This window comes from Oceanisphaera litoralis, assembly GCF_016907015.1.
GTDB lineage: Bacteria > Pseudomonadota > Gammaproteobacteria > Enterobacterales > Aeromonadaceae > Oceanimonas > Oceanimonas litoralis.
Genome location: NZ_JAFBBE010000004.1, coordinates 13,360 through 31,988 on the forward strand (window position 1 = coordinate 13,360; position 18,629 = coordinate 31,988).

17 protein-coding genes are annotated in these 18,629 nt (G+C 62.7%); 16 read left to right on the forward strand and 1 reads right to left on the reverse strand.

Going from position 1 to position 18,629, the window contains the following annotated elements:
- Window position 1 precedes the first annotated feature (1 nt).
- The 8 genes from HNR62_RS03095 to HNR62_RS03130 all read left to right on the forward strand — a co-directional run bounded on the left by HNR62_RS03095 (window position 2) and on the right by HNR62_RS03130 (window position 10,238).
- The gene (locus tag HNR62_RS03095) at window positions 2-964 is read left to right on the forward strand and encodes an ABC transporter permease (RefSeq protein ID WP_204794636.1); all 963 of its coding nucleotides are present in this window, start codon (window positions 2-4) and stop codon (window positions 962-964) included.
- Window positions 948-1,841, forward strand: a complete 894-nt coding sequence (locus HNR62_RS03100; RefSeq protein WP_204794637.1) for an ABC transporter permease subunit — start codon at window positions 948-950, stop codon at window positions 1,839-1,841. Before HNR62_RS03095 ends, HNR62_RS03100 begins: the two co-directional genes overlap by 17 nt.
- Entirely contained in the window at window positions 1,841-2,842 is a 1,002-nt protein-coding gene (locus HNR62_RS03105; protein ID WP_204794638.1) for a peptide ABC transporter ATP-binding protein, read from the forward strand. Before HNR62_RS03100 ends, HNR62_RS03105 begins: the two co-directional genes overlap by 1 nt.
- Window positions 2,839-3,636, forward strand: a complete 798-nt coding sequence (locus tag HNR62_RS03110) for a peptide ABC transporter ATP-binding protein (RefSeq protein ID WP_204794639.1) — start codon at window positions 2,839-2,841, stop codon at window positions 3,634-3,636. The genes HNR62_RS03105 and HNR62_RS03110 overlap by 4 nt, the downstream gene beginning before the upstream one ends.
- Before the next feature lie 211 nt (window positions 3,637-3,847).
- Complete coding sequence (locus HNR62_RS03115; RefSeq protein ID WP_275588019.1) at window positions 3,848-5,011, forward strand: efflux RND transporter periplasmic adaptor subunit; 1,164 nt, start codon at window positions 3,848-3,850, stop codon at window positions 5,009-5,011.
- 10 nt (window positions 5,012-5,021) lie between these two features.
- The gene (locus tag HNR62_RS03120) at window positions 5,022-8,180 is read left to right on the forward strand and encodes an efflux RND transporter permease subunit (RefSeq protein WP_204794640.1); all 3,159 of its coding nucleotides are present in this window, start codon (window positions 5,022-5,024) and stop codon (window positions 8,178-8,180) included.
- A complete protein-coding gene (locus HNR62_RS03125) occupies window positions 8,173-9,570 on the forward strand; it encodes an efflux transporter outer membrane subunit (protein WP_204794641.1) in 1,398 nt (465 codons plus the stop codon). Before HNR62_RS03120 ends, HNR62_RS03125 begins: the two co-directional genes overlap by 8 nt.
- Window positions 9,570-10,238 carry a TetR/AcrR family transcriptional regulator gene (locus tag HNR62_RS03130; protein WP_204794642.1) on the forward strand — a complete coding sequence of 223 codons (669 nt, stop codon included), beginning with the start codon at window positions 9,570-9,572 and terminating at the stop codon, window positions 10,236-10,238. The genes HNR62_RS03125 and HNR62_RS03130 overlap by 1 nt, the downstream gene beginning before the upstream one ends.
- Here HNR62_RS03130 and miaE read toward each other — a convergent pair.
- Entirely contained in the window at window positions 10,202-10,987 is a 786-nt protein-coding gene (gene miaE / locus HNR62_RS03135; protein WP_204794643.1) for a tRNA isopentenyl-2-thiomethyl-A-37 hydroxylase MiaE, read from the reverse strand. The two genes, HNR62_RS03130 and miaE, sit on opposite strands and share 37 nt — an antisense overlap.
- A 275-nt stretch (window positions 10,988-11,262) precedes the next feature.
- On the opposite strand from miaE, the gene rbsD reads away from it, so the two are divergent.
- The 8 genes from rbsD to HNR62_RS03175 all read left to right on the forward strand — a co-directional run bounded on the left by rbsD (window position 11,263) and on the right by HNR62_RS03175 (window position 18,585).
- A complete protein-coding gene (rbsD, locus tag HNR62_RS03140) occupies window positions 11,263-11,682 on the forward strand; it encodes a D-ribose pyranase (protein ID WP_204794644.1) in 420 nt (139 codons plus the stop codon).
- A gap of 7 nt (window positions 11,683-11,689) precedes the next feature.
- Window positions 11,690-13,192 (forward strand): ribose ABC transporter ATP-binding protein RbsA, encoded by a 1,503-nt coding sequence (rbsA, locus tag HNR62_RS03145; protein WP_204794645.1) that lies wholly within the window; start codon window positions 11,690-11,692, stop codon window positions 13,190-13,192.
- Window positions 13,189-14,157, forward strand: coding sequence for a ribose ABC transporter permease (rbsC, locus tag HNR62_RS03150; protein ID WP_204794646.1), 969 nt, complete (start codon window positions 13,189-13,191; stop codon window positions 14,155-14,157). The genes rbsA and rbsC overlap by 4 nt, the downstream gene beginning before the upstream one ends.
- A 32-nt stretch (window positions 14,158-14,189) precedes the next feature.
- Window positions 14,190-15,071 carry a ribose ABC transporter substrate-binding protein RbsB gene (gene rbsB, locus HNR62_RS03155; RefSeq protein ID WP_204794647.1) on the forward strand — a complete coding sequence of 294 codons (882 nt, stop codon included), beginning with the start codon at window positions 14,190-14,192 and terminating at the stop codon, window positions 15,069-15,071.
- A 10-nt stretch (window positions 15,072-15,081) separates the two neighbouring features.
- Window positions 15,082-15,993, forward strand: coding sequence for a ribokinase (gene rbsK, locus HNR62_RS03160; RefSeq protein WP_204794648.1), 912 nt, complete (start codon window positions 15,082-15,084; stop codon window positions 15,991-15,993).
- On the forward strand, window positions 15,993-16,994 hold the full coding sequence (locus tag HNR62_RS03165; RefSeq protein ID WP_204794649.1) for a substrate-binding domain-containing protein: 1,002 nt from the start codon (window positions 15,993-15,995) through the stop codon (window positions 16,992-16,994). The genes rbsK and HNR62_RS03165 overlap by 1 nt, the downstream gene beginning before the upstream one ends.
- A 100-nt stretch (window positions 16,995-17,094) precedes the next feature.
- On the forward strand, window positions 17,095-17,976 hold the full coding sequence (locus tag HNR62_RS03170) for a DMT family transporter (protein WP_204794650.1): 882 nt from the start codon (window positions 17,095-17,097) through the stop codon (window positions 17,974-17,976).
- 72 nt (window positions 17,977-18,048) lie between these two features.
- A complete protein-coding gene (locus HNR62_RS03175; protein ID WP_204794651.1) occupies window positions 18,049-18,585 on the forward strand; it encodes a septation protein A in 537 nt (178 codons plus the stop codon).
- Window positions 18,586-18,629 lie beyond the last annotated feature (44 nt).

An 18,629-nucleotide genomic window follows, 5' to 3' on the forward strand; every position in this document is an offset into this window, starting at 1 on the left:
CATGCTGCATTACCTGTTACGGCGCCTCGGCCTGCTGCTGACCACACTGCTGATGCTGACCCTGGTCGCCTATGTGCTGGAATTTAAACTTCTGGAGGATGACCAGAGCGACTTCACGACCGGCTATCTCGCCTTTCTGCAGCAGCTGCTGGCCGGCGACTTCGGTATTTCCAGCGCCACCGGCCTGCCGGTACTGGGGGCGATCGGCCAGTATTTTCCCGCTACCCTAGAGCTGTGTCTGGCCGCCTTTGCCCTCTCGTTGCTGGTGGGAGTGCCGGCGGGTACCCTGGCGGCCCTGCGTCAGGGCCGCTGGCAGGACACCCTGATCCTCACCGCTACCCTGATCGGCTATTCGGTCCCGGTGTTCTGGCTGGGTCTGTTGCTGGTGATGTTTTTCTCGCTCCATCTGGGCTGGCTGCCGGTATCGGGTCAGCTCAGCCTCTTGTACGAGATAGAGCAGGTGACCGGCATCATGACCATAGATACACTGCTGGCCGACAGCCCGTATCGCTGGCCCGCCTTTCTCGACGCCCTCCGTCATCTGATACTGCCGGCACTGGTACTGTCCGTCGTGCCCACCACCGAAGTGATCCGCCAGATCCGCAGCGCCCTGCTGGAAGTGCTCAAACAGAACTATATTCGTGCCGCCCTGACCAAGGGACTGAGCGACACCCGGGTCATACTGCGCCACGGTCTGCGCAACGCCTTTCCCATGGCCATCCCCACCCTGGGCCTGCAGTTTGGCACCGTGCTGACGTCGGCCATCATGACCGAAATCGTGTTCGACTGGCCCGGTCTCGGCCGCTGGCTGGTGACCAGCATCGCGCTGCAGGATTATGCCGCCATCAAGGGCGGCACCCTGGCCATTGCCACCTTCACCATAGTGGCCAGCTCCGCCGTAGAGGTGCTATCCACCCTGATTTACCCCGCCAGAAGGAGGGCCATTTATGTCCGGCAGGGCTAATATCTACCCGGAATTGCATGTGCGCTCGCCGCGCGAGCAGGCCTGGGAGCTGTTTCGCCAGAATACGCTGGCCATGGTGGGCCTCTGGGGGCTGGGGTTGCTGTCATTGCTGACCTTGTTCGCTCCCTGGCTGGCGCCTTATGCCCCTTACGAGCAGTTCAGCCAGGCATTGCTGATACCGCCATCCTGGGCCGACGAAGGCGATATCGACTTTTTTCTCGGCACCGACGATCTGGGTCGCGACATGCTGTCCCGACTGATGTTTGGTGCCCGCCTCACCTTCGGCAACGCCATACTGGTGGTACTGGTGGCACTGCTGGCTGGGGCTTGCATCGGTATTGTCGGGGGCATGAGCAAAGGCTTCAAGGCCAGCATTCTCAACCATTTTCTCGATACCCTGCTGTCGATCCCCTCGCTGTTGCTGGCGATTATCTTCGTCGCCATTCTGGGTCCAGGCCTGTTCAATACCCTGACAGCCATTACCCTGGCGCTGATCCCGCAGTTTGCGCGCGCCATCTATAATGCCGTCTCCGACGAAATGCAGAAGGAATACATCATCGCCCTGCGGCTGGATGGCGGCACCCGCTGGCGTATACTCAAACTGGGTGTGTTGCCCAACCTGAGCGACACCATCGTCAGCCAGACCACCCGCGGGCTGTCTGCTGCCATTCTCGACATTACCGCCGTGGGCTTTCTTGGCCTGGGTGCCCAGCCGCCCCGCCCCGAATGGGGCGCCATGCTGTCCCATGCCATCGACCTGGTGTATATCGCCCCCTGGACCGTGACCCTGCCGGGCATGGCCATCGTGCTCAGCATACTGGTGATCAACATGGTCGGCGAAGGCCTGCGCCAGACCATCAACGAGGTAATGGACTGATGCCACTACTGGATATTCGTAATCTCACCATAGAGATAGAAACCCCCCAGGGGCTGGTCAAGGCGGTGGACAAACTCAGCCTGACCCTGGCCGATGGTGAAATTCGCGGCCTGGTGGGCGAGTCGGGCTCCGGCAAGAGTCTGGTGGCCGAGACCATCGTCGGCATCGCCAAGGACACCTGGCGGGTCACCGCCGATCGCATGTATCTCGACAACATCGACTTGCTCAGCCTGTCTCACAAGGAGCGGCGGCGCATCATGGGGCGGGATATCGCCATGGTGTTTCAGGAGCCGTCCAGCTGCCTGGATCCGTCCGAGCGCATCGGCGCCCAGCTGATCGAGGCCATTCCGTCCCGCAGCTTTCAGGGCAAATGGTGGCAGCGCTGGCACTGGCGCCGCAAGCAGGCGACCGCGTTACTGCACAGAGTGGGAATTCGTGAGCCAAAAGCCGTGATGAATGCCTACCCTTACCAACTGTCCGAGGGGGTCTGCCAGAAAGTGATGATCGCCATGGCCGTCGCCAACCGGCCCAAGCTGCTGGTGGCGGATGAACCCACCAATGCCATGGAAGCCTCCAATCAGGCCCAGATACTGCGGCTGCTGGAACGGGTCAACAAGCTGTCGGGGACCACCATCTTGCTGATCAGCAATGATCTGACCACCTTTGCCCGGCTGACCCACAACATCACAGTGATGTATTGCGGCCAGGCGGTGGAGTCCGGCACCCGGGAGCAGATCCTGACCCGGCCTCGCCATCCCTATACCGCCGCCCTGCTGCAGATGATGCCGGATCTGGACGGCAGTCTGCCGCACAAGTCCCGGCTCAACATACTGCCGGGGGTCATACCGCCCTTGCAAAGCCTGCCCATCGGCTGCCGACTGGGGCCCCGCTGCCCCAAGGCCCAGCGGCAATGCGTGATCACCCCTCCCCTGGCCAAGATCAAGGGACAGACCTATTACTGCCACTTTCCGCTCAACATGCCTGAAGGTAAGTCCAAATGAGCCAGGTGCCTCTGCTCAAGGTCGATAATCTCGGCAAGGTATTCGTGACCCACAGCGGGCTGTTTCGCAAGGTCACCAAAACCGCCTTCCACCCCCTGTCCTTTACCCTGGAACGGGGCCAGACCCTGGCGGTGATGGGCGATGCCGGCTCGGGGAAAAGCTCCCTGGCCCGGGTGCTGGCCGGGGTAATGCCTCCCTCCAAAGGCAGCATTTACATCGACGGTGACAAAATAGCGCCGGGTGATGACAAGAAGCGCTGCCAACTGCTGCGGATGATATTTCAGGATCCCAACACCTCGCTCAACCCCCGCAATCGCATCGGTCAGATCCTGGAAACCCCGCTCATCCTCAATACCAATCTGGATGCCGAACAACGTGAAGCCATGGTGCTGGATACCCTGCGTATGGTGGGGCTGCTGCCGGATCACTACCATTTTTACCCGCAGATGATTTCCACCGGCCAGAAACAAAGGGTCGCCCTGGCCCGGGCGCTGATCCTGTCACCCAAGATCATCGTCGCCGACGAAGCCATCTCCAACCTGGATATTTCGGTGCGCTCGCAGATCATCAACCTGCTGCTCAGCCTGCAGGCGACCCTGGGCCTGTCCTACATTATCGTGGCCAACGATCTGGGGGTGGTGCGCCATGTCAGCGACCAGGTGATCCTGATGCACGACGGCCATGTGGTCGAAGCCGGTCCCACCCATAAGGTACTGACCAACCCCCAGAGCGAACAAGGGTTGCGCCTGCTGCAGAATTACAACAACGAATACCGCTGGCACCCTGTCGATTAAGCCCCGACCGGCACCCTCTGCCTTTCACGCTCTCCGACGGTCCTGCTACTGCGCACCGGCAAGACAGGAACAATACGCTGTTTTCGGCTAGCCCCACAAAATTGTCACTTGAAATTAAGTGAATGATCGTTCACTCTCTGCGAATGAATGAACATTCATTATTTGTCTTAGACTCCCGATAACAACATCCAGCATGCAAGCGAGACCCACTATGTCATTGCGCACATTTCCGCCCCGTATGATCCTGGTCGGGGTGCTGTCAGGCCTTGGCCTGATGGCCTGCGACAGCCAGTCAGCGCCACAGGCCGCTACCCAGAACGCACCGCTGCCCGAGGTGGTGGTGACCACGCTGCAGCCCGAGAGCGTGACCCTGACCCGGGAACTGCCCGGTCGTACCGCCGCCTACCTCACCGCCGAAGTCCGGCCCCAGGTAGACGGCATCGTCAAACAGCGACTGTTTACCGAAGGCAGTCTGGTCAAGGCCGGCCAGCCGCTGTACCAGCTGGATGACGCCAGCTACCAGGCCGAACTGGCCAGTGCCCGTGCGGCCCAGGCCCGGGCCGAGGCCACCCTGACCTCGGCCCGGCTCAATGCCGCCCGCTCCGCCGAACTGGTCAAGATAGACGCGGTCAGCCGCCAGGACGATGAAAATGCCATCGCCACCCTGCGCCAGGCCGAGGCCGATCTCGCCGCCGCCAAGGCCGCCGTGCGCAGCGCCCAGATCCGGGTCGACTACGCCCGCCTCACCGCGCCCATCGACGGTCGCACCGGCAAGTCTGCGGTGACCCAGGGTGCCCTGGTCACCGCCAACCAGGCCGACGCCCTGGCCACCATTCAGCAGCTCGATCCCATCTACGTCGATCTGACCCAGTCCAGCAGTGAGTTGCTCCGACTGCGCCGGGAGCTGGCCGCCGGCACCCTCAGCACCACCGACAATGTGCCGGTGACCATAATGCTGGAAGACGGTACTCCCTACGAACACCAGGGCAAGCTGGCGTTCAGCGAGGCCACCGTGGACGAAAGCACCGGCAGCTTCCTGCTGCGGGTAGAAGTGCCCAACCCGGATCAGCTGCTGCTGCCCGGCATGTACCTGCGCGCCCAACTCGGCCAGGGCGAGCGGGACCATGCCCTGCTGGTGCCCCAGCAGGGCATCGCCCGGGATCCCAAAGGTAATACCTCGGCCCTGGTGGTGAACGCAGACAATCAGGTGGAGCAGCGCTCCGTGGTGGTCAGTCGCACCCTGGGCGACCAGTGGCTGCTGGAAAGCGGGCTGGTCGCCGGCGACAAGGTGATCATCGAAGGGCTGCAGAAAGTCCGCCCCGGCGCCGAGGTCCGCGTCGTCGAGGCCGAGCGCACCCTCGCTCGTCAGCCTTAAGGAGAGCACCATGGCTCGTTTTTTCATTGATAGACCCATCTTTGCCTGGGTTATCGCCATCATCATCATGCTGGCGGGCGCCCTGTCCGTCCTGACCCTGCCGGTGTCCCAGTATCCGACCATAGCGCCGCCGGCGGTGAGCATCAGTGCCACCTACCCGGGCGCCTCCGCCAAGGTGGTGGAAGACTCGGTGACCCAGATCATCGAGCAGAACATGAAGGGACTGGACGGCCTGCTGTACATGTCCGCCTCCAGCGACGCCAACGGTCGCGTCAACCTCAGCCTGACCTTCGAGAACGGCACCGATCCGGACATCGCCCAGGTGCAGGTGCAGAACAAGCTGCAGTTGGCCATGCCGCTGCTGCCCCAGGAAGTACAGGCCCAGGGGGTGAACGTGAGCAAGTCGAGCAGCGGCTTCCTGATGGTGGTCGGCTTCGTGTCGGAAGACGGCAGCATGGACAAGGACGATATCGCCGACTACGTGAACGCCAACCTGGTTGACCCGCTCAGCCGGGTACCGGGCGTGGGCACGCTGCAGGTGTTCGGCGCCGAATACGCCATGCGTATCTGGCTCGATCCCAACAAGCTCGACACCTATGCCCTGTCTACCGAGCAGGTGATCGCCGCCATCCGCGCCCAGAATGCCCAGGTGACCGTGGGTCAGCTCGGCGGCGCCCCGGCCATGCCGGGCCAGCAGCTCAACGCCACCATCAACGCCCAGGAGCGACTGCAGACCCCGGAACAGTTCCGCAACATCATACTGCGCAGCAACCCGGACGGCTCCAGCCTGATCCTCGCCGATGTGGCCCGGGTGGAGCTGGGTGCCGAAAACTATAACTTCATCAGCCGCTACAACGGCCAGCCGGCCACCGGTGTCGCCATTTCCCTGTCCACCGGCGCCAACGCCCTGGATACCGCCACCGGTGTGGTCAACACCCTGAAAGAGCTGGAAGCCTTCTACCCGCCCGGCCTGACCTCCGTGGTGCCCTTTGACACCACGCCCTTCGTCAAGGTCGCCATCTCCGGGGTGGTCAAGACCCTGGCGGAAGCGGTGCTGCTGGTGTTCCTGGTGATGTACCTGTTCATGCAGAATTTCCGCGCCACCCTGATCCCCACCATCGCTGTGCCGGTAGTGCTGCTCGGTACCTTCGGGGTGCTGGCCGCGTTCGGCTTCTCCATCAATATGCTGACCATGTTCGCCATGGTGCTGGCCATCGGCCTGCTGGTGGACGACGCCATCGTGGTGGTGGAAAACGTCGAGCGGATCATGAGTGAGGAAGGGCTGTCACCGCTGGAGGCCACCCGCAAGTCGATGGATCAGATCACCGGCGCCCTGGTGGGCATTGGCCTGGTGCTGTCGGCGGTATTCATCCCCATGGCCTTTCTCGGCGGCTCCACCGGCGTCATTTACCGCCAGTTTTCGGTCACCATCGCCTCGGCGATGGGGCTGTCGGTGCTGGTGGCCATCGTGCTGACCCCGGCCCTGTGCGCCACCATGCTCAAGCCGCTGAAAAAGGGCGAGCATCACGGCACCAAGGGCTTCTTCGGCTGGTTCAACCGTAACTTCGAACGGGCCAGCGGCAAATACCAGGGCGGCGTGCGCGGCATTCTCACCCGCAGCAAACGCTTCATGCTGATGTTTTTCGCCCTGTCGGCGGTGATGGTGTTCCTGTTTATGCGCCTGCCCACCGCCTTCCTGCCCGACGAAGACCAGGGCGTGCTGTTCGCCATGGTACAGGCCCCGGTGGGTGCCACCCAGGAGCGGACCATGGAGACCATCACCCAGCTGGAAGATCACTTCCTGCAGAACGAGGCCGACCTCGTCGAGTCGGTGTTCAGCGTACAGGGCTTCAGCTTTGCCGGTACCGGCCAGAACATGGGCCTGGCCTTTATCAACCTGAAAGACTGGTCCGAACGGGAGTCCGAAGAACAGGGCGTGGCCGCCGTGGCCGATCGCGCCATGGGCGCCTTCAGCCAGTTCAAGGACGCCATGGCCTTCGCCTTTGTGCCCCCGGCCATGCCCGAACTGGGTACCTCGGGTGGTTTCGTGTTCTACCTGAAGGACAACGCCGGCCTGGGTCACAACGGCCTGCTCAACGCCCGCAACCAGTTGCTGGGTATGGCCGGCGAAAGCCCGCTGCTGACCGCGGTACGCCCCAACGGTATGGACGATACCCCCCAGTTTCGTGTCGATGTCGATCAGCGCAAGGCCGGGGCCCTGGGGCTGACCATGGCCGATATCAACGGCACCCTGGCCACCGCCTGGGGCGGCAGCTATATCGATGACTTTATCGATCGGGGCCGGGTCAAGAAGGTATATGTACAGGCCGATGCCCCCTACCGCATGGTGCCGGAAGACTTCAGCCTCTGGTCGGTACGCAACAATGCGGGCCAGATGGTGCCCTTCTCCGCCTTTGCCAGCGGCCACTGGGACTACGGCTCGCCTCGTCTGGAGCGCTACAACGGGGTGCCGGCCATGGAGATCAACGGTCAGGCCGCGCCCGGCGTGAGCTCCGGCGAAGCCATGGCCGAGATAGAGCGGCTGGTCGGCCAGCTGCCTGCGGGCATCGGCATGGAATGGAGCGGCCTGTCCTACCAGGAGCGCCAGGCCGGCAACCAGACCCCGCTGCTGTACAGCCTGTCGCTGCTGGTGGTGTTCCTGTGTCTGGCCGCCCTCTATGAAAGCTGGACCGTGCCCACCGCCGTGCTGCTGGTCGCTCCCCTGGGGATCCTCGGCACCGTGCTGGCCGGTACCCTGTTCGGCATGAGCCGGGATGTCTACTTCCAGGTGGCCATGCTGACCACGGTCGGCCTGACCAGCAAGAACGCCATCCTGATCGTGGAATTCGCCAAGGAAAACCTGGAGCAACGCGGCATGCCGCTCCTCGAGGCCACCATGACGGCGGTGCGCGACCGCCTGCGCCCCATCATCATGACCTCGCTGGCCTTCGGCCTGGGGGTACTGCCCCTGGCCATCGCCAGCGGCGCCGGCTCCGGGGCCCAGAACGCCATCGGCACCGGCGTGCTGGGCGGCATGCTGGTCGGTACCCTGCTGGGCCTGTTCTTTATTCCGTTATTCTTTGTGGTGGTGCAGCGGCTGTTCGGCCGCAAGCCCCGGGCCGCCACCGTCGAGGCTGCGCCGCAGCCAGGAGAAACCCAATATGACTAAACCCGTGCTGACCAGCCTGGCGCTGGTCACCGGCCTGCTGTTGTCCGGCTGTGCCAGCCTGGCACCGGCGGTGCCGGCTGCCCAGCCGCAACTGGCCACCGACTGGCCCATTCCCGCCACCACCGACGACGGAGACACGGCAGTGGCCGACATCGGCTGGCGTGACTTCTTCACCGATGCCCGTCTGGAACGCCTGATCGAACAGGCGCTGACCAACAACCGGGATCTGCGGGTCGCCCTGCTCAATGTGGAAAAGGCCCGCGCCCAGTACCGCATCCAGCGGGCCGATCGGCTGCCGTCCGTGGCCGCCAATGGCGGCCTGGAGCGGGGCCGGCTGACCCCCACCAACGGGGTGACCGATCAGTACAGTGCCAGCCTGGGCATTGCCGAATTCGAGCTGGATCTGTTCGGCCGGGTCCGCAACCTCAGCGAGGCGGCACTGAACCAGTACCTGGCCCGGGAAGAGGCACGCCGCGCCGCCCAGCTCAGCCTGGTGGCGGAGGTGGCCAATGCCTACCTGACCCTGGCCGCCGACCGCCGACTGGCGCAGCTGGCCGAAGACACCTTCCACAACCGGCAGCGGGCACTGGCGCTGAGCGAACGGCGTCACCAGCTGGGCGCCGTGTCCGGGCTGGATCTGAGCCAGGCCCGTGCTTCGATGGAAACCGCCCGTACCGATCTGGCCCGCTACCGGGGCCAGGTGGCCCGGGACATCAACGCCCTGACCCTGCTGGTGGGGGCGCCCATCGCCCCCGAGCTGCTGCCCGATGAGGTGGCATTCGAGGTGAGCGGTCTGCAACCGCTGCCCGCCGGGCTGCCTTCCGAGGTGCTGTTGCGCCGGCCCGACGTGCAGCAGGCGGAATACGCCCTGCAGGCGGCCAGCGCCAATATCGGCGCCGCCCGGGCCGCCTTCTTCCCCTCGATCAGGCTGACCGGCAGCATCGGCACCGCCAGCGGCGAGCTCGACGGTCTGTTCGACGGCGGCACCCGGATCTGGAGCTTTATGCCCCGGCTGAACCTGCCCATTTTCCAGGGCGGCAGCCTGCGGGCGGCGCTGGGCATGGCACAGGCGGAACGGGATATCGCCCTGGCCAACTATGAAAACGCCATCCAGAGCGGCTTTCGCGAGGTGGCCGATGCCCTGGTGCTGACCGGCAGTCTGGCCGAGCAGCAGGCGTCACAACAGGCACTGGTGGCCGCCGCCGGCCGGGCCGAACAACTGTCCCGCGCCCGTTACGATGCCGGCCGGGACAGCTACCTGGTGCTGCTGGATGCGGAGCGTACCCTGTACAACGCCGAGCAGGCGCTGATCAATACCCAACTGACCGAGCAGAGCAACCGCGTCAACCTGTACAAGGCGTTGGGTGGCGGCTGGCAACAGGTGGAGTAATGAAGTCGGCAACATCACTGGCCCGGGCGCAAGCCCGGGCGCGGGAGCAGCGCACCCGCATCCTCGATGCCGCCCGTCGGTGCTTTATCCGCCACGGCTTTCACGGCGCCAGCATGGCCGAACTGGCCAAGGAAGCGCAGATGAGCCCCGGGCTGATTTATCGCTATTTCGATAACAAGCACCATGTGGTACTGGCCATCATCGCCCAGCAATTACAGCTGGTGCGGGAAGAAATCGGTCAGTTGCACGGCGAGGCCGACCTGCTGCTGCCGGTATTCATGGACGCCTTCGGCGGCCACCCCTGCCATACAAACGGCATGAGTCCGTCCCTGTTCCTGGAAATTTCCGCCGAGGCCTCGCGCGATCCGACCGTGGCCACCGCGGTACGGGACTCGGATCTCGCCCTGCATCAGGAATTCAGCAAGTGGCTGACCCGGCCCCGGGAGCAGGGCGGGCTGGCACTGCCCACCGAGCGTGCCGGTCAGGTCATGCTGATCATCCAGTGCCTGTGGGAAGGCCTGCTGGTGCGCCAGATCCGCGACCCCGAGCTGGATGCGGCGCAACTGAAAGCCGGGCTGACGCTGGTACTGCCCCTGCTACTGCAACCCGCGACCACCGAAAACCGAGACCGTCAGGGATCCACCGATAGGACAGGTACGCCGCTGTGAAAGCGCAACGAGGTATCCGCTGAACACATCAGTTCCGCTTCCACGGTGCCGAAAAATGCCACCCGGTCATCGATATTCTGACCGCTGTAGTCGGCGGCCAGGGTCAGGTAGTCCTGATAATGACGCGCCTCGGAACGCAGCAGCGACACATAGAAGCGGCTCAGCTCCTCGTCCAGGTGCGGTGCCAGCCGGGCGAAGCGCTCGCAGGAGCGGGCTTCGATATAGGCGCCGATGATCAAGCGGTCGACGATGGCCGCCGGCTCATGGGTGCGCACATGCCGGAGCAGTCCCTGGGCATAGCGCGATGCCGACAGGCTGCGGTACTCGATGTTTCTGGCCGCCATGATCTCCAGCACCTGCTCGAAATGGTGCAGCTCTTCCTGGATCAGGCGCACCATTTTCACCAGCAGATCGTTTTTTTCCAGTTCGTCGAACACCCGCCGGTTTTCATCCAGCAAGGTCTGTTTGCCCAGTACCTCGCCTTTTTCCGGCAGGGCATCAAGCGTCTTGTAAAAATCCAGATTGGGCAATAATTTCCGTTTTTCTTTCGGCAGGCAATAACGGCGCACCAGGCTGTGGGCGCTCATCGCCGCCTTCAGCTCGCAGTTGGCATGATCCACCAGCAGCGCGGCCAGATGCTGTGGCTTGCGCGCTTCGGCTATCCATTCATCCGGGGTGGGGCAATGCAAAAAGGCATGGATGGGCGCCAGTAACTGGCTGCATTCTGAATTCGGTGAATAAGGGGACAAAATAAATACCTGTACCAGGCCGGGTGGCGAGAGTCGATGTGGTTGATACGGCTATTTTATCAATTCGTGCGGTCGACAACAGCCCGAATCACGGCACCGTCCGCCGCCGCGTCCGGCAACATCACTTCTGTGACTCAGCTCTCGTTTTTTCCACGTCGATCACACAAAAAACAGATTTATTGTCTACAATCCCCCATCGAATCGATTGCGTAACCGTTTCGCTCACCATTTTTGGTTAACTTTCGGAGCTTTTTGCTCCAGAACAAGGCGATACCGTGAAGAAAACCACCTTGCTTAACAGTCATTTATCCGCGCTGGTCGCCCGCGTCGGCCATACTGACGACATAGTGCTGGCCGATGCGGGCCTGCCCATTCCCGCCGGACCCGAGCGTATCGATCTGGCGGTCAGCCCGGGGCTGCCCGGCTTGCAACCCATGCTGGCGGCGCTATTGAGTGAATTGCAGCTGGAGTCGGTGGTACTGGCGGAAGAAATAAAAACCGTCAGCCCCGATCTGCACCGGCTATTGCTGAGTCAGCTGGCCGAAGCCGCCGACGCCCAGGGCCGGGACATCCCGGTAAACTACATCAGCCACGCGGACTTCAAGCGGCAAAATGCCGGGGCCCGCGCCGTGGTGCGTACCGGTGAATGCACCCCTTACGCCAATATCATACTGCGCTGCGGCGTTCCTTTCTGAGGTGAGCATGGAACCCATACTGTCTCTGTCCGGCATCGACAAGGCCTTTCCCGGGGTCAAGGCGCTGGATCAAGCCGGGCTCAACGTCTATCCGGGCCAGGTCATGGCGCTGATGGGCGAGAATGGCGCCGGCAAGTCCACCATGATGAAGGTACTGACCGGCATCTACCAACCGGACGCCGGCGAGATCCGCTATCGCGGCCAGCCCTGCCGTTTCAAGGGCCCCCGCGACTCGCAACAGGCGGGTATCGGCATCATTCATCAGGAGCTGAACCTGCTGGACGAGCTGACCATTGCCGAGAATATTTTTCTCGGTCGCGAGCCGGTCAATGCCTTCGGCAAAATCGACTGGACGCGCCTCTACGCCAACGCCCAGGTCTTGCTGGATCGGCTGCAAATCCACCAGTCTCCCCGCACCCGGGTCGGGGATTTGAGCATCGGCGCCCAGCAAATGGTGGAAATCGCCAAGGCGCTGTCGTTCAAGGCCGACGTCATCATCATGGATGAGCCTACCGATGCCCTGACCGATACCGAAACCCGGGCCCTGTTCCGGGTGATCGAAGAGCTGCGTGCCGCTGGCTGTGGCATCGTCTATATCTCTCATCGACTGGCGGAAATCTTCGCGATCTGCGACCGGGTCACCATACTGCGTGACGGCAAGTGGATCGGCGAAGAGGCGGTGAGCGATATCGACGAAGACCGGCTGATCGAAATGATGGTCGGCCGCAGGCTGGACGAGCAATACCCGCGCATCACCGTGCCCCGGGGGCCGGAAGTGCTGAAGGTGGACGGCCTGAGCGGCGCCGGCGTCAACAACGTCAGTTTCAGCCTGCGCGAAGGCGAGATCCTCGGCTTTTCCGGACTGATGGGCGCCGGTCGCACCGAACTGGTCAAGACCCTGTACGGTGCCCTGCCCCGCACCGCAGGCCATGTCTTGCTGGCGGGCAAGCCCTATCAGGCCAAGAGTCCGCAACAGGGGCTGGCCGCCGGTATCGCCTATATTTCGGAAGACCGCAAGGGCGATGGTCTGGTGCTGGATCTGTCGGTCAAAGTCAACATGAGCCTGTCGGCGCTGGCCGAACTGAGCCGGGGCCCCCAGCTCGATCATCAGGCCGAACGCGGCGCCGTGGACGAGTTTATTTCGCTGTTCAAGATCCGCACGCCGGGCCGGGAACAGCTGATTGGCAACCTGTCGGGTGGCAACCAGCAGAAGGTGGCCATCGCCAAGGGACTGATGACCCGCCCGCGGGTGCTTATTCTCGACGAGCCTACCCGTGGCGTCGACGTGGGCGCCAAGAAGGAAATCTATCAGTTGATCAACCGCTTCAAGCAGGAAGGCATGGCCATTATTCTGGTGTCGTCCGATATGCCGGAAGTGCTGGGGATCAGTGACCGTATCATGGTGATGCACCAGGGGTGCATTGCCGGTGAATTCAACGCCACCACCGCGACCCAGGAACAACTGCTGACCGCCGCCGTTGGTCAGACTCAACAAGAGGAAAATGCATGAACTCCCCCGCCCTTGACGGCAGCCGCCGCTGGTTCAGCAAGGAATGGCTGATTGCCCAGAAATCGCTGATCGCCCTGCTGGTGCTGATTGCCGTGGTCTCTGCGCTGAGCCCCAACTTTTTCACCGTCGACAACCTGCTCAACATACTGCGCCAGACCTCGGTCAACGCCATTATTGCCGTGGGCATGACCCTGGTGATCCTCACCGCCGGCATCGATCTCAGCGTGGGCTCGGTACTGGCCCTGTGCGGCGCCTTTGCCGCCAGCATGGTGTCGATGGAGCTGTCCATCTTCATTACCCTGCCGGCGGTACTGCTGGCCGGTTTTGCCCTCGGCGGCGTCAGCGGCATCATCGTCGCCAAGGGCCGGGTACAGGCCTTTATCGCCACCCTGGTCACCATGACCCTGCTGCGCGGCGTGACCATGGTCTATACCGATGGCCGCCCCATTTCAACCGGCTTTACCTATGCCGGCGACCTCTTCGCCTGGTTCGGCACCGGCTACGTGTTCGGCATACCGGTGCCGGTGTGGCTGATGGCCATGACCTTCCTCGGTGCCTGGTATCTGCTCAACCACACCCGCTTCGGCCGCTATATCTATGCGGTGGGCGGCAACGAAGCCGCCGCACGGCTGTCGGGCATCAACGTCGCCCGGGTCAAGATGGGTGTCTATGCCATCTGCGGCATGCTGTCGGCACTGGCGGCCATTATCGTCACCAGCCGGCTGTCATCGGCCCAGCCCACTGCCGGCACCACCTACGAGCTGGACGCCATTGCCGCCGTGGTACTGGGCGGCACCAGCCTGGCCGGCGGCAAGGGGGCCATCATGGGCACCCTGATCGGGGCGCTGATCATCGGCTTTCTGAACAATGCGCTCAACCTGCTGGATGTGTCCTCCTACTATCAGATGATCGCCAAGGCCGCGGTGATCCTGCTGGCAGTACTGGTCGACAACAAACACAAGTAATTCCACTCCACGATACCAAAGGAAGCTGCATCATGAAAAAACTGACGACCCTGCTCTCCGCTGCCCTGGTCAGCGCCACCATGAGCTCCGGTGCCTATGCCAAGGATACGCTGGCGCTGGTGATCTCGACCCTCAACAACCCCTTCTTCGTCACCATGAAAGAAGGCGCGGAGCAAAAGGCGGAAGAACTGGGCTACAACCTGATAGTGCTGGACTCCCAGAACGACCCGGCCAAGGAGCTGGCCAACGTGGAAGACCTGAGCGTACGCGGTGCCAAGGTGCTGCTGATCAACCCCACCGACTCGGATGCGGTCACCAACGCCATTCGCCTGGCCAACCGCGCCGAGTTGCCGGTGCTGACCCTGGACAGGGCCGCCAACCGGGGTGAGGTGGTGGCTCATATCGCCTCCGACAACGTGGCCGGCGGCCTGATGGCCGGTGACTATATTGCCGAGCAGATCGGTGCCGATGCCCGCGTCATTCAGCTCGAAGGCATTGCCGGCACCAGCGCCGCCCGCGAGCGGGGTGAAGGTTTCGCCCAGGCCGTAGACAAGCACGGCTTCGAGCTGCTGGCCAGCCAGCCGGCGGATTTTGACCGTACCAAGGGCCTGAACGTGATGGAAAACCTGCTGACCGGTAACCCGACGGTGCAGGCGGTGTTTGCCCAGAATGACGAGATGGCGCTGGGTGCCATGCGCGCGCTGCAGGCGGCCAACAAGAAAGACGTGATCATTGTGGGCTTTGATGGCACCGAAGACGGCATCCAGGCGGTACAGGGCGCTCGTCTGGCCGCCACCATCGCCCAGCAGCCGAATGCCATCGGCGCCATCGCGGTGGAAACCGCCGACAGGATCCTGAAAGGTGAAACCGTGGCCAGCCACATTCCGGTACCGCTGCAAGTCATCAGCAAGTAAGGCAATCACCATGACATTAACCGTAGTTGGCAGCATCAACATCGATCACGTGATCCGGCTGCCGCAGTTTCCGCGCCCCGGTGAAACCCTGACCGGCAGCGACTATCGCATCGTGCCCGGCGGCAAGGGCGCCAATCAGGCGGTGGCCGCCGCCCGGGCCGGGGCCGCGACCCGCTTTATCGCCTGCGTGGGTGACGATGCGCTGGCCCAGAGCCTGATTGACGGCTTTGCCGCCGACGGTATCGATACCGGCGCCATCGATCGTATGACCGGCATCAACACCGGGGTGGCGCTTATCCAGGTGAATGACGAAGGCGAGAATACCATTGCGCTCGCCGCCGGCGCCAATGGCCGGCTGACGCCCGAACAGCTGAACCGGCACAGTGAGGGACTGAACTGCGAGCAACTGCTGCTACAGCTGGAGATTCCGCTCGACACCAATATCGCCGCCGCCGGCCAGGCCAAGGCCCGGGGTGCCCGCGTGGTGCTCAACCCGGCCCCGGCTCAGACGCTGCCCGATGCGCTGCTGTCACTGGTGGACTTGATCACCCCCAACGAAACCGAGGCCGAACGGCTGACCGGGGTGGCAGTCAACGACGATGCGGGTGCGGCGACCGCCGCCCGGCTGCTGCACGACAAGGGCATCGCCACCGTCATCATCACCCTGGGTGCCCGGGGCGTCTGGCTGAGCGAACAAGGCAGGGGACGCCTGATCTCCGGCTTCAAGGTCAAGGCGGTCGACACCACGGCGGCGGGCGATACCTTCAACGGCGCCCTGCTGGCGGCATTGCAGCAGCGGCAACCACTGGAGCAGGCGGTACGCTTTGCCCAGGCGGCGGCAGCCCTGTCGGTGACCCGACCCGGCGCCCAGACCTCGGTTCCCTATCGGGCCGAGATAAAGACCCTGCTGGAGTCCCGTTGATGGCGACCATCAAGGACGTGGCCCGGCGAGCACAGGTGTCCACCTCTACCGTCAGCCATGTGCTGAACAAGACCCGCTTCGTCAGCCCCGAGATCACCACCCGGGTCGAGCTGGCCATCGACGAGCTTCATTATGCTCCCTCTGCGCTGGCGCGCAGTCTCAAGAGCAACGAGACCCGCACGCTGGGCATGCTGGTCACCTCCAGCGCCAACCCTTTCTTCGCCGAAGTGGTACAGGGGGTGGAGCAACGCTGCTTCGAGCTGGGCTACAGCCTGGCGCTGTGCAATACCCGTGACGACAAGCGGCGACTCAATGCCAGCATGGAAATGCTGCTGCAAAAGCGGGTGGACGGCATTATCCTGATGTGCACCCAGGTTCATCTGGGGGCACAGGTCTTCGACCGCTATCCCAGTGTGCCTCTGGTGCAGGCCGACTGGGGCCCCATGGACATGGAAGCGGATCTTATCCAGGACGGCGGTCAACTGGGCGGCCGCCTGGCCACCGATCACCTGATCGGACTCGGTCATCGTCATATCGGCTGCATAACGGGTCCGCTGGGCAAGCGAGCGGCGGACGAGCGGCTGGCCGGTTTCAGAACGGCGATGGCCAATGCCGGCCTGCCGGTGCGCCCCGAGTGGGTGCTTGAAGGCGACTTCGAGCTGGCCGGCGGCAACAGCGCCATGGCCGCCCTGCTCGCCCTGCCCGAACGACCTACGGCGGTCTTTGTCGGCAATGACATGATGGCCGTGGGGGCACTGCGGGCCCTGGCCGATGCGGATATATCGGTGCCGGAGCAGATGTCGCTGGTGGGCTACGACAATATAGAGCTGACTCATTATCTGGTACCGGCGCTGACCAGCATAGAACAGCCCAAGGCCGGGCTGGGCGCCCTGGCGGTAGACACCCTGCTGGCACGCATCAAGGCACCGGACAGCCCCCGCCGGGTGCTGACCCTGACGCCCGAACTGGTGGTAAGACACAGCTGCCAGCCACCGGCCTGAAGATCGACACCTCATGATGCTGGCACCCGAACGCCAGAGGCTGGCTATTCTCGACAACACTGGTTAGCATCGGGGTTTGCTCACCCTCTGTTCAGGCGCCATGGATAATCATCAGAAAGGACTTCTGCTCACCGCACTTGGGGTACTTATTATTTCTCCCGACGCGCTCTTGTTGCGCGTGATCAGCCTGCCCGCCGAGCAGATGGTGCTGTGGCGGGGCCTGCTCAATATCCTCGGATTCTGGCTTATCGTGGTGGCCCGATACCGGTACCAGTGGTGGCGTTCCTATCTGGTCTGCGGTCGAGCCGGGCTCGGCTGTGCCCTGATGTTCAGCCTGAGTACCATCGGCTTTATTCTGGGCAACCACTTTACCAAAGCCGGCAACGTACTGGTGATCCTTGCCTCCGCCCCGCTGATTGCCGCCCTGCTCAGTCGCCTCTTTCTGCAAGAACGCCTGCCGTTGCGCACCTGGCTCGCCATCGGTGTCTGTATGCTCGGCATCAGCCTTATCGTGCTTGATGACAATGGCGAAGGCTCGCTGATCGGCAGTGCCTTTGCCCTGCTGGCGGCGGTTGGGCTGGCCGGTAATCTGACCCTGGCGCGCAGTCGGCCAGAGATAGACATGAGTCCCATGCTGGCCCTCAGTGGCCTGATCACGGCCGGCCTGGCATGGTGCTGGAGCGGGGAGATATTGTTGCCCGATGCCATGGATATCGGCTGGCTGCTCTTGTTGTGCCTGGTATTGATGCCCGCGGGCTTTACCCTGATCCAGCAGGGGCCACAATATCTGCCCTCGGCGGAAGTCAGCCTGCTGCTGTTGCTGGAAACCATCTTCGGCACCTTGCTGGTATGGCTGTTTTTAAGCGAGCGTCCCTCCAATCAGGGCTTACTGGGCGGCACCATAGTGCTACTGGCGATGCTGACAAAAAGTGGACTGGATAGGCGAAAGCAGCTGGTTTTGCGCCGTGAAGCGCGGCTATAACAGCAAACTTTTGCCAGCCGCCCGGGCTATGGGTAAACTGCTGGTATCTTTGTTGTACGGGTTCATCCTTCTATGAAGCAGTTTGCCGAATTTATCCCCCTGATCATCTTCTTCGCGGTGTACAAGACCGTCGATATCTACGCCGCCACCGGCGCACTGATGGCCGCCACCTGCATTCAGATGTTGCTGGTCTGGCTGAAGCACAAGAAACTGGAAAAAATGCACCTGGTCACCCTGGTGCTGGTGCTGTTCTTTGGTGGCCTCACCATGTTTTTTCAGGATGATGCCTTTATCAAATGGAAGGTCACCGCGGTGAATGGCCTCTTCGCCATCGGGCTGCTGGTGAGCCGCTACGGCTTCCGTAAAAACCTGCTCAAGCAGATGCTCGGCAAGGAAATGACGGTGCCCGACCCCATCTGGGACAAGGCCAATCTGGCCTGGGTCGGCTTTTTCAGTTTCTGTGGCGCGCTCAATGTCTATGTGGCCTTCAATCTGCCTCAGGAAGTCTGGGTCAATTTCAAGGTCTTCGGTCTGCTGGGGCTGACCCTGCTGTTTACCTTTGCCACCGCCATTTACCTCTATCGTCGACAGCAGGTGCTGGAAAAGTAATCTGTCATTATCGGTACCAACAGGGGAGGCTACGCAAGTGGCCT

Excerpts from the sequence above, each read along its gene's own strand:
- HNR62_RS03175 (WP_204794651.1), top strand. The coding sequence starts at position 18,049 with ATGAAGCAGTTTGCCGAATTTATCCCCCTGATCATCTTCTTCGCGGTG.
- rbsB (WP_204794647.1), top strand. The coding sequence starts at position 14,190 with ATGAAAAAACTGACGACCCTGCTCTCCGCTGCCCTGGTCAGCGCCACC.
- HNR62_RS03110 (WP_204794639.1), top strand. The coding sequence starts at position 2,839 with ATGAGCCAGGTGCCTCTGCTCAAGGTCGATAATCTCGGCAAGGTATTC.
- rbsA (WP_204794645.1), top strand. The coding sequence starts at position 11,690 with ATGGAACCCATACTGTCTCTGTCCGGCATCGACAAGGCCTTTCCCGGG.
- HNR62_RS03125 (WP_204794641.1), top strand. The coding sequence starts at position 8,173 with ATGACTAAACCCGTGCTGACCAGCCTGGCGCTGGTCACCGGCCTGCTG.
- HNR62_RS03120 (WP_204794640.1), top strand. The coding sequence starts at position 5,022 with ATGGCTCGTTTTTTCATTGATAGACCCATCTTTGCCTGGGTTATCGCC.
- rbsC (WP_204794646.1), top strand. The coding sequence starts at position 13,189 with ATGAACTCCCCCGCCCTTGACGGCAGCCGCCGCTGGTTCAGCAAGGAA.
- HNR62_RS03130 (WP_204794642.1), top strand. The coding sequence starts at position 9,570 with ATGAAGTCGGCAACATCACTGGCCCGGGCGCAAGCCCGGGCGCGGGAG.
- HNR62_RS03170 (WP_204794650.1), top strand. The coding sequence starts at position 17,095 with ATGGATAATCATCAGAAAGGACTTCTGCTCACCGCACTTGGGGTACTT.
- HNR62_RS03165 (WP_204794649.1), top strand. The coding sequence starts at position 15,993 with ATGGCGACCATCAAGGACGTGGCCCGGCGAGCACAGGTGTCCACCTCT.
- HNR62_RS03115 (WP_275588019.1), top strand. The coding sequence starts at position 3,848 with ATGTCATTGCGCACATTTCCGCCCCGTATGATCCTGGTCGGGGTGCTG.
- rbsK (WP_204794648.1), top strand. The coding sequence starts at position 15,082 with ATGACATTAACCGTAGTTGGCAGCATCAACATCGATCACGTGATCCGG.
- HNR62_RS03100 (WP_204794637.1), top strand. The coding sequence starts at position 948 with ATGTCCGGCAGGGCTAATATCTACCCGGAATTGCATGTGCGCTCGCCG.
- HNR62_RS03095 (WP_204794636.1), top strand. The coding sequence starts at position 2 with ATGCTGCATTACCTGTTACGGCGCCTCGGCCTGCTGCTGACCACACTG.
- HNR62_RS03105 (WP_204794638.1), top strand. The coding sequence starts at position 1,841 with ATGCCACTACTGGATATTCGTAATCTCACCATAGAGATAGAAACCCCC.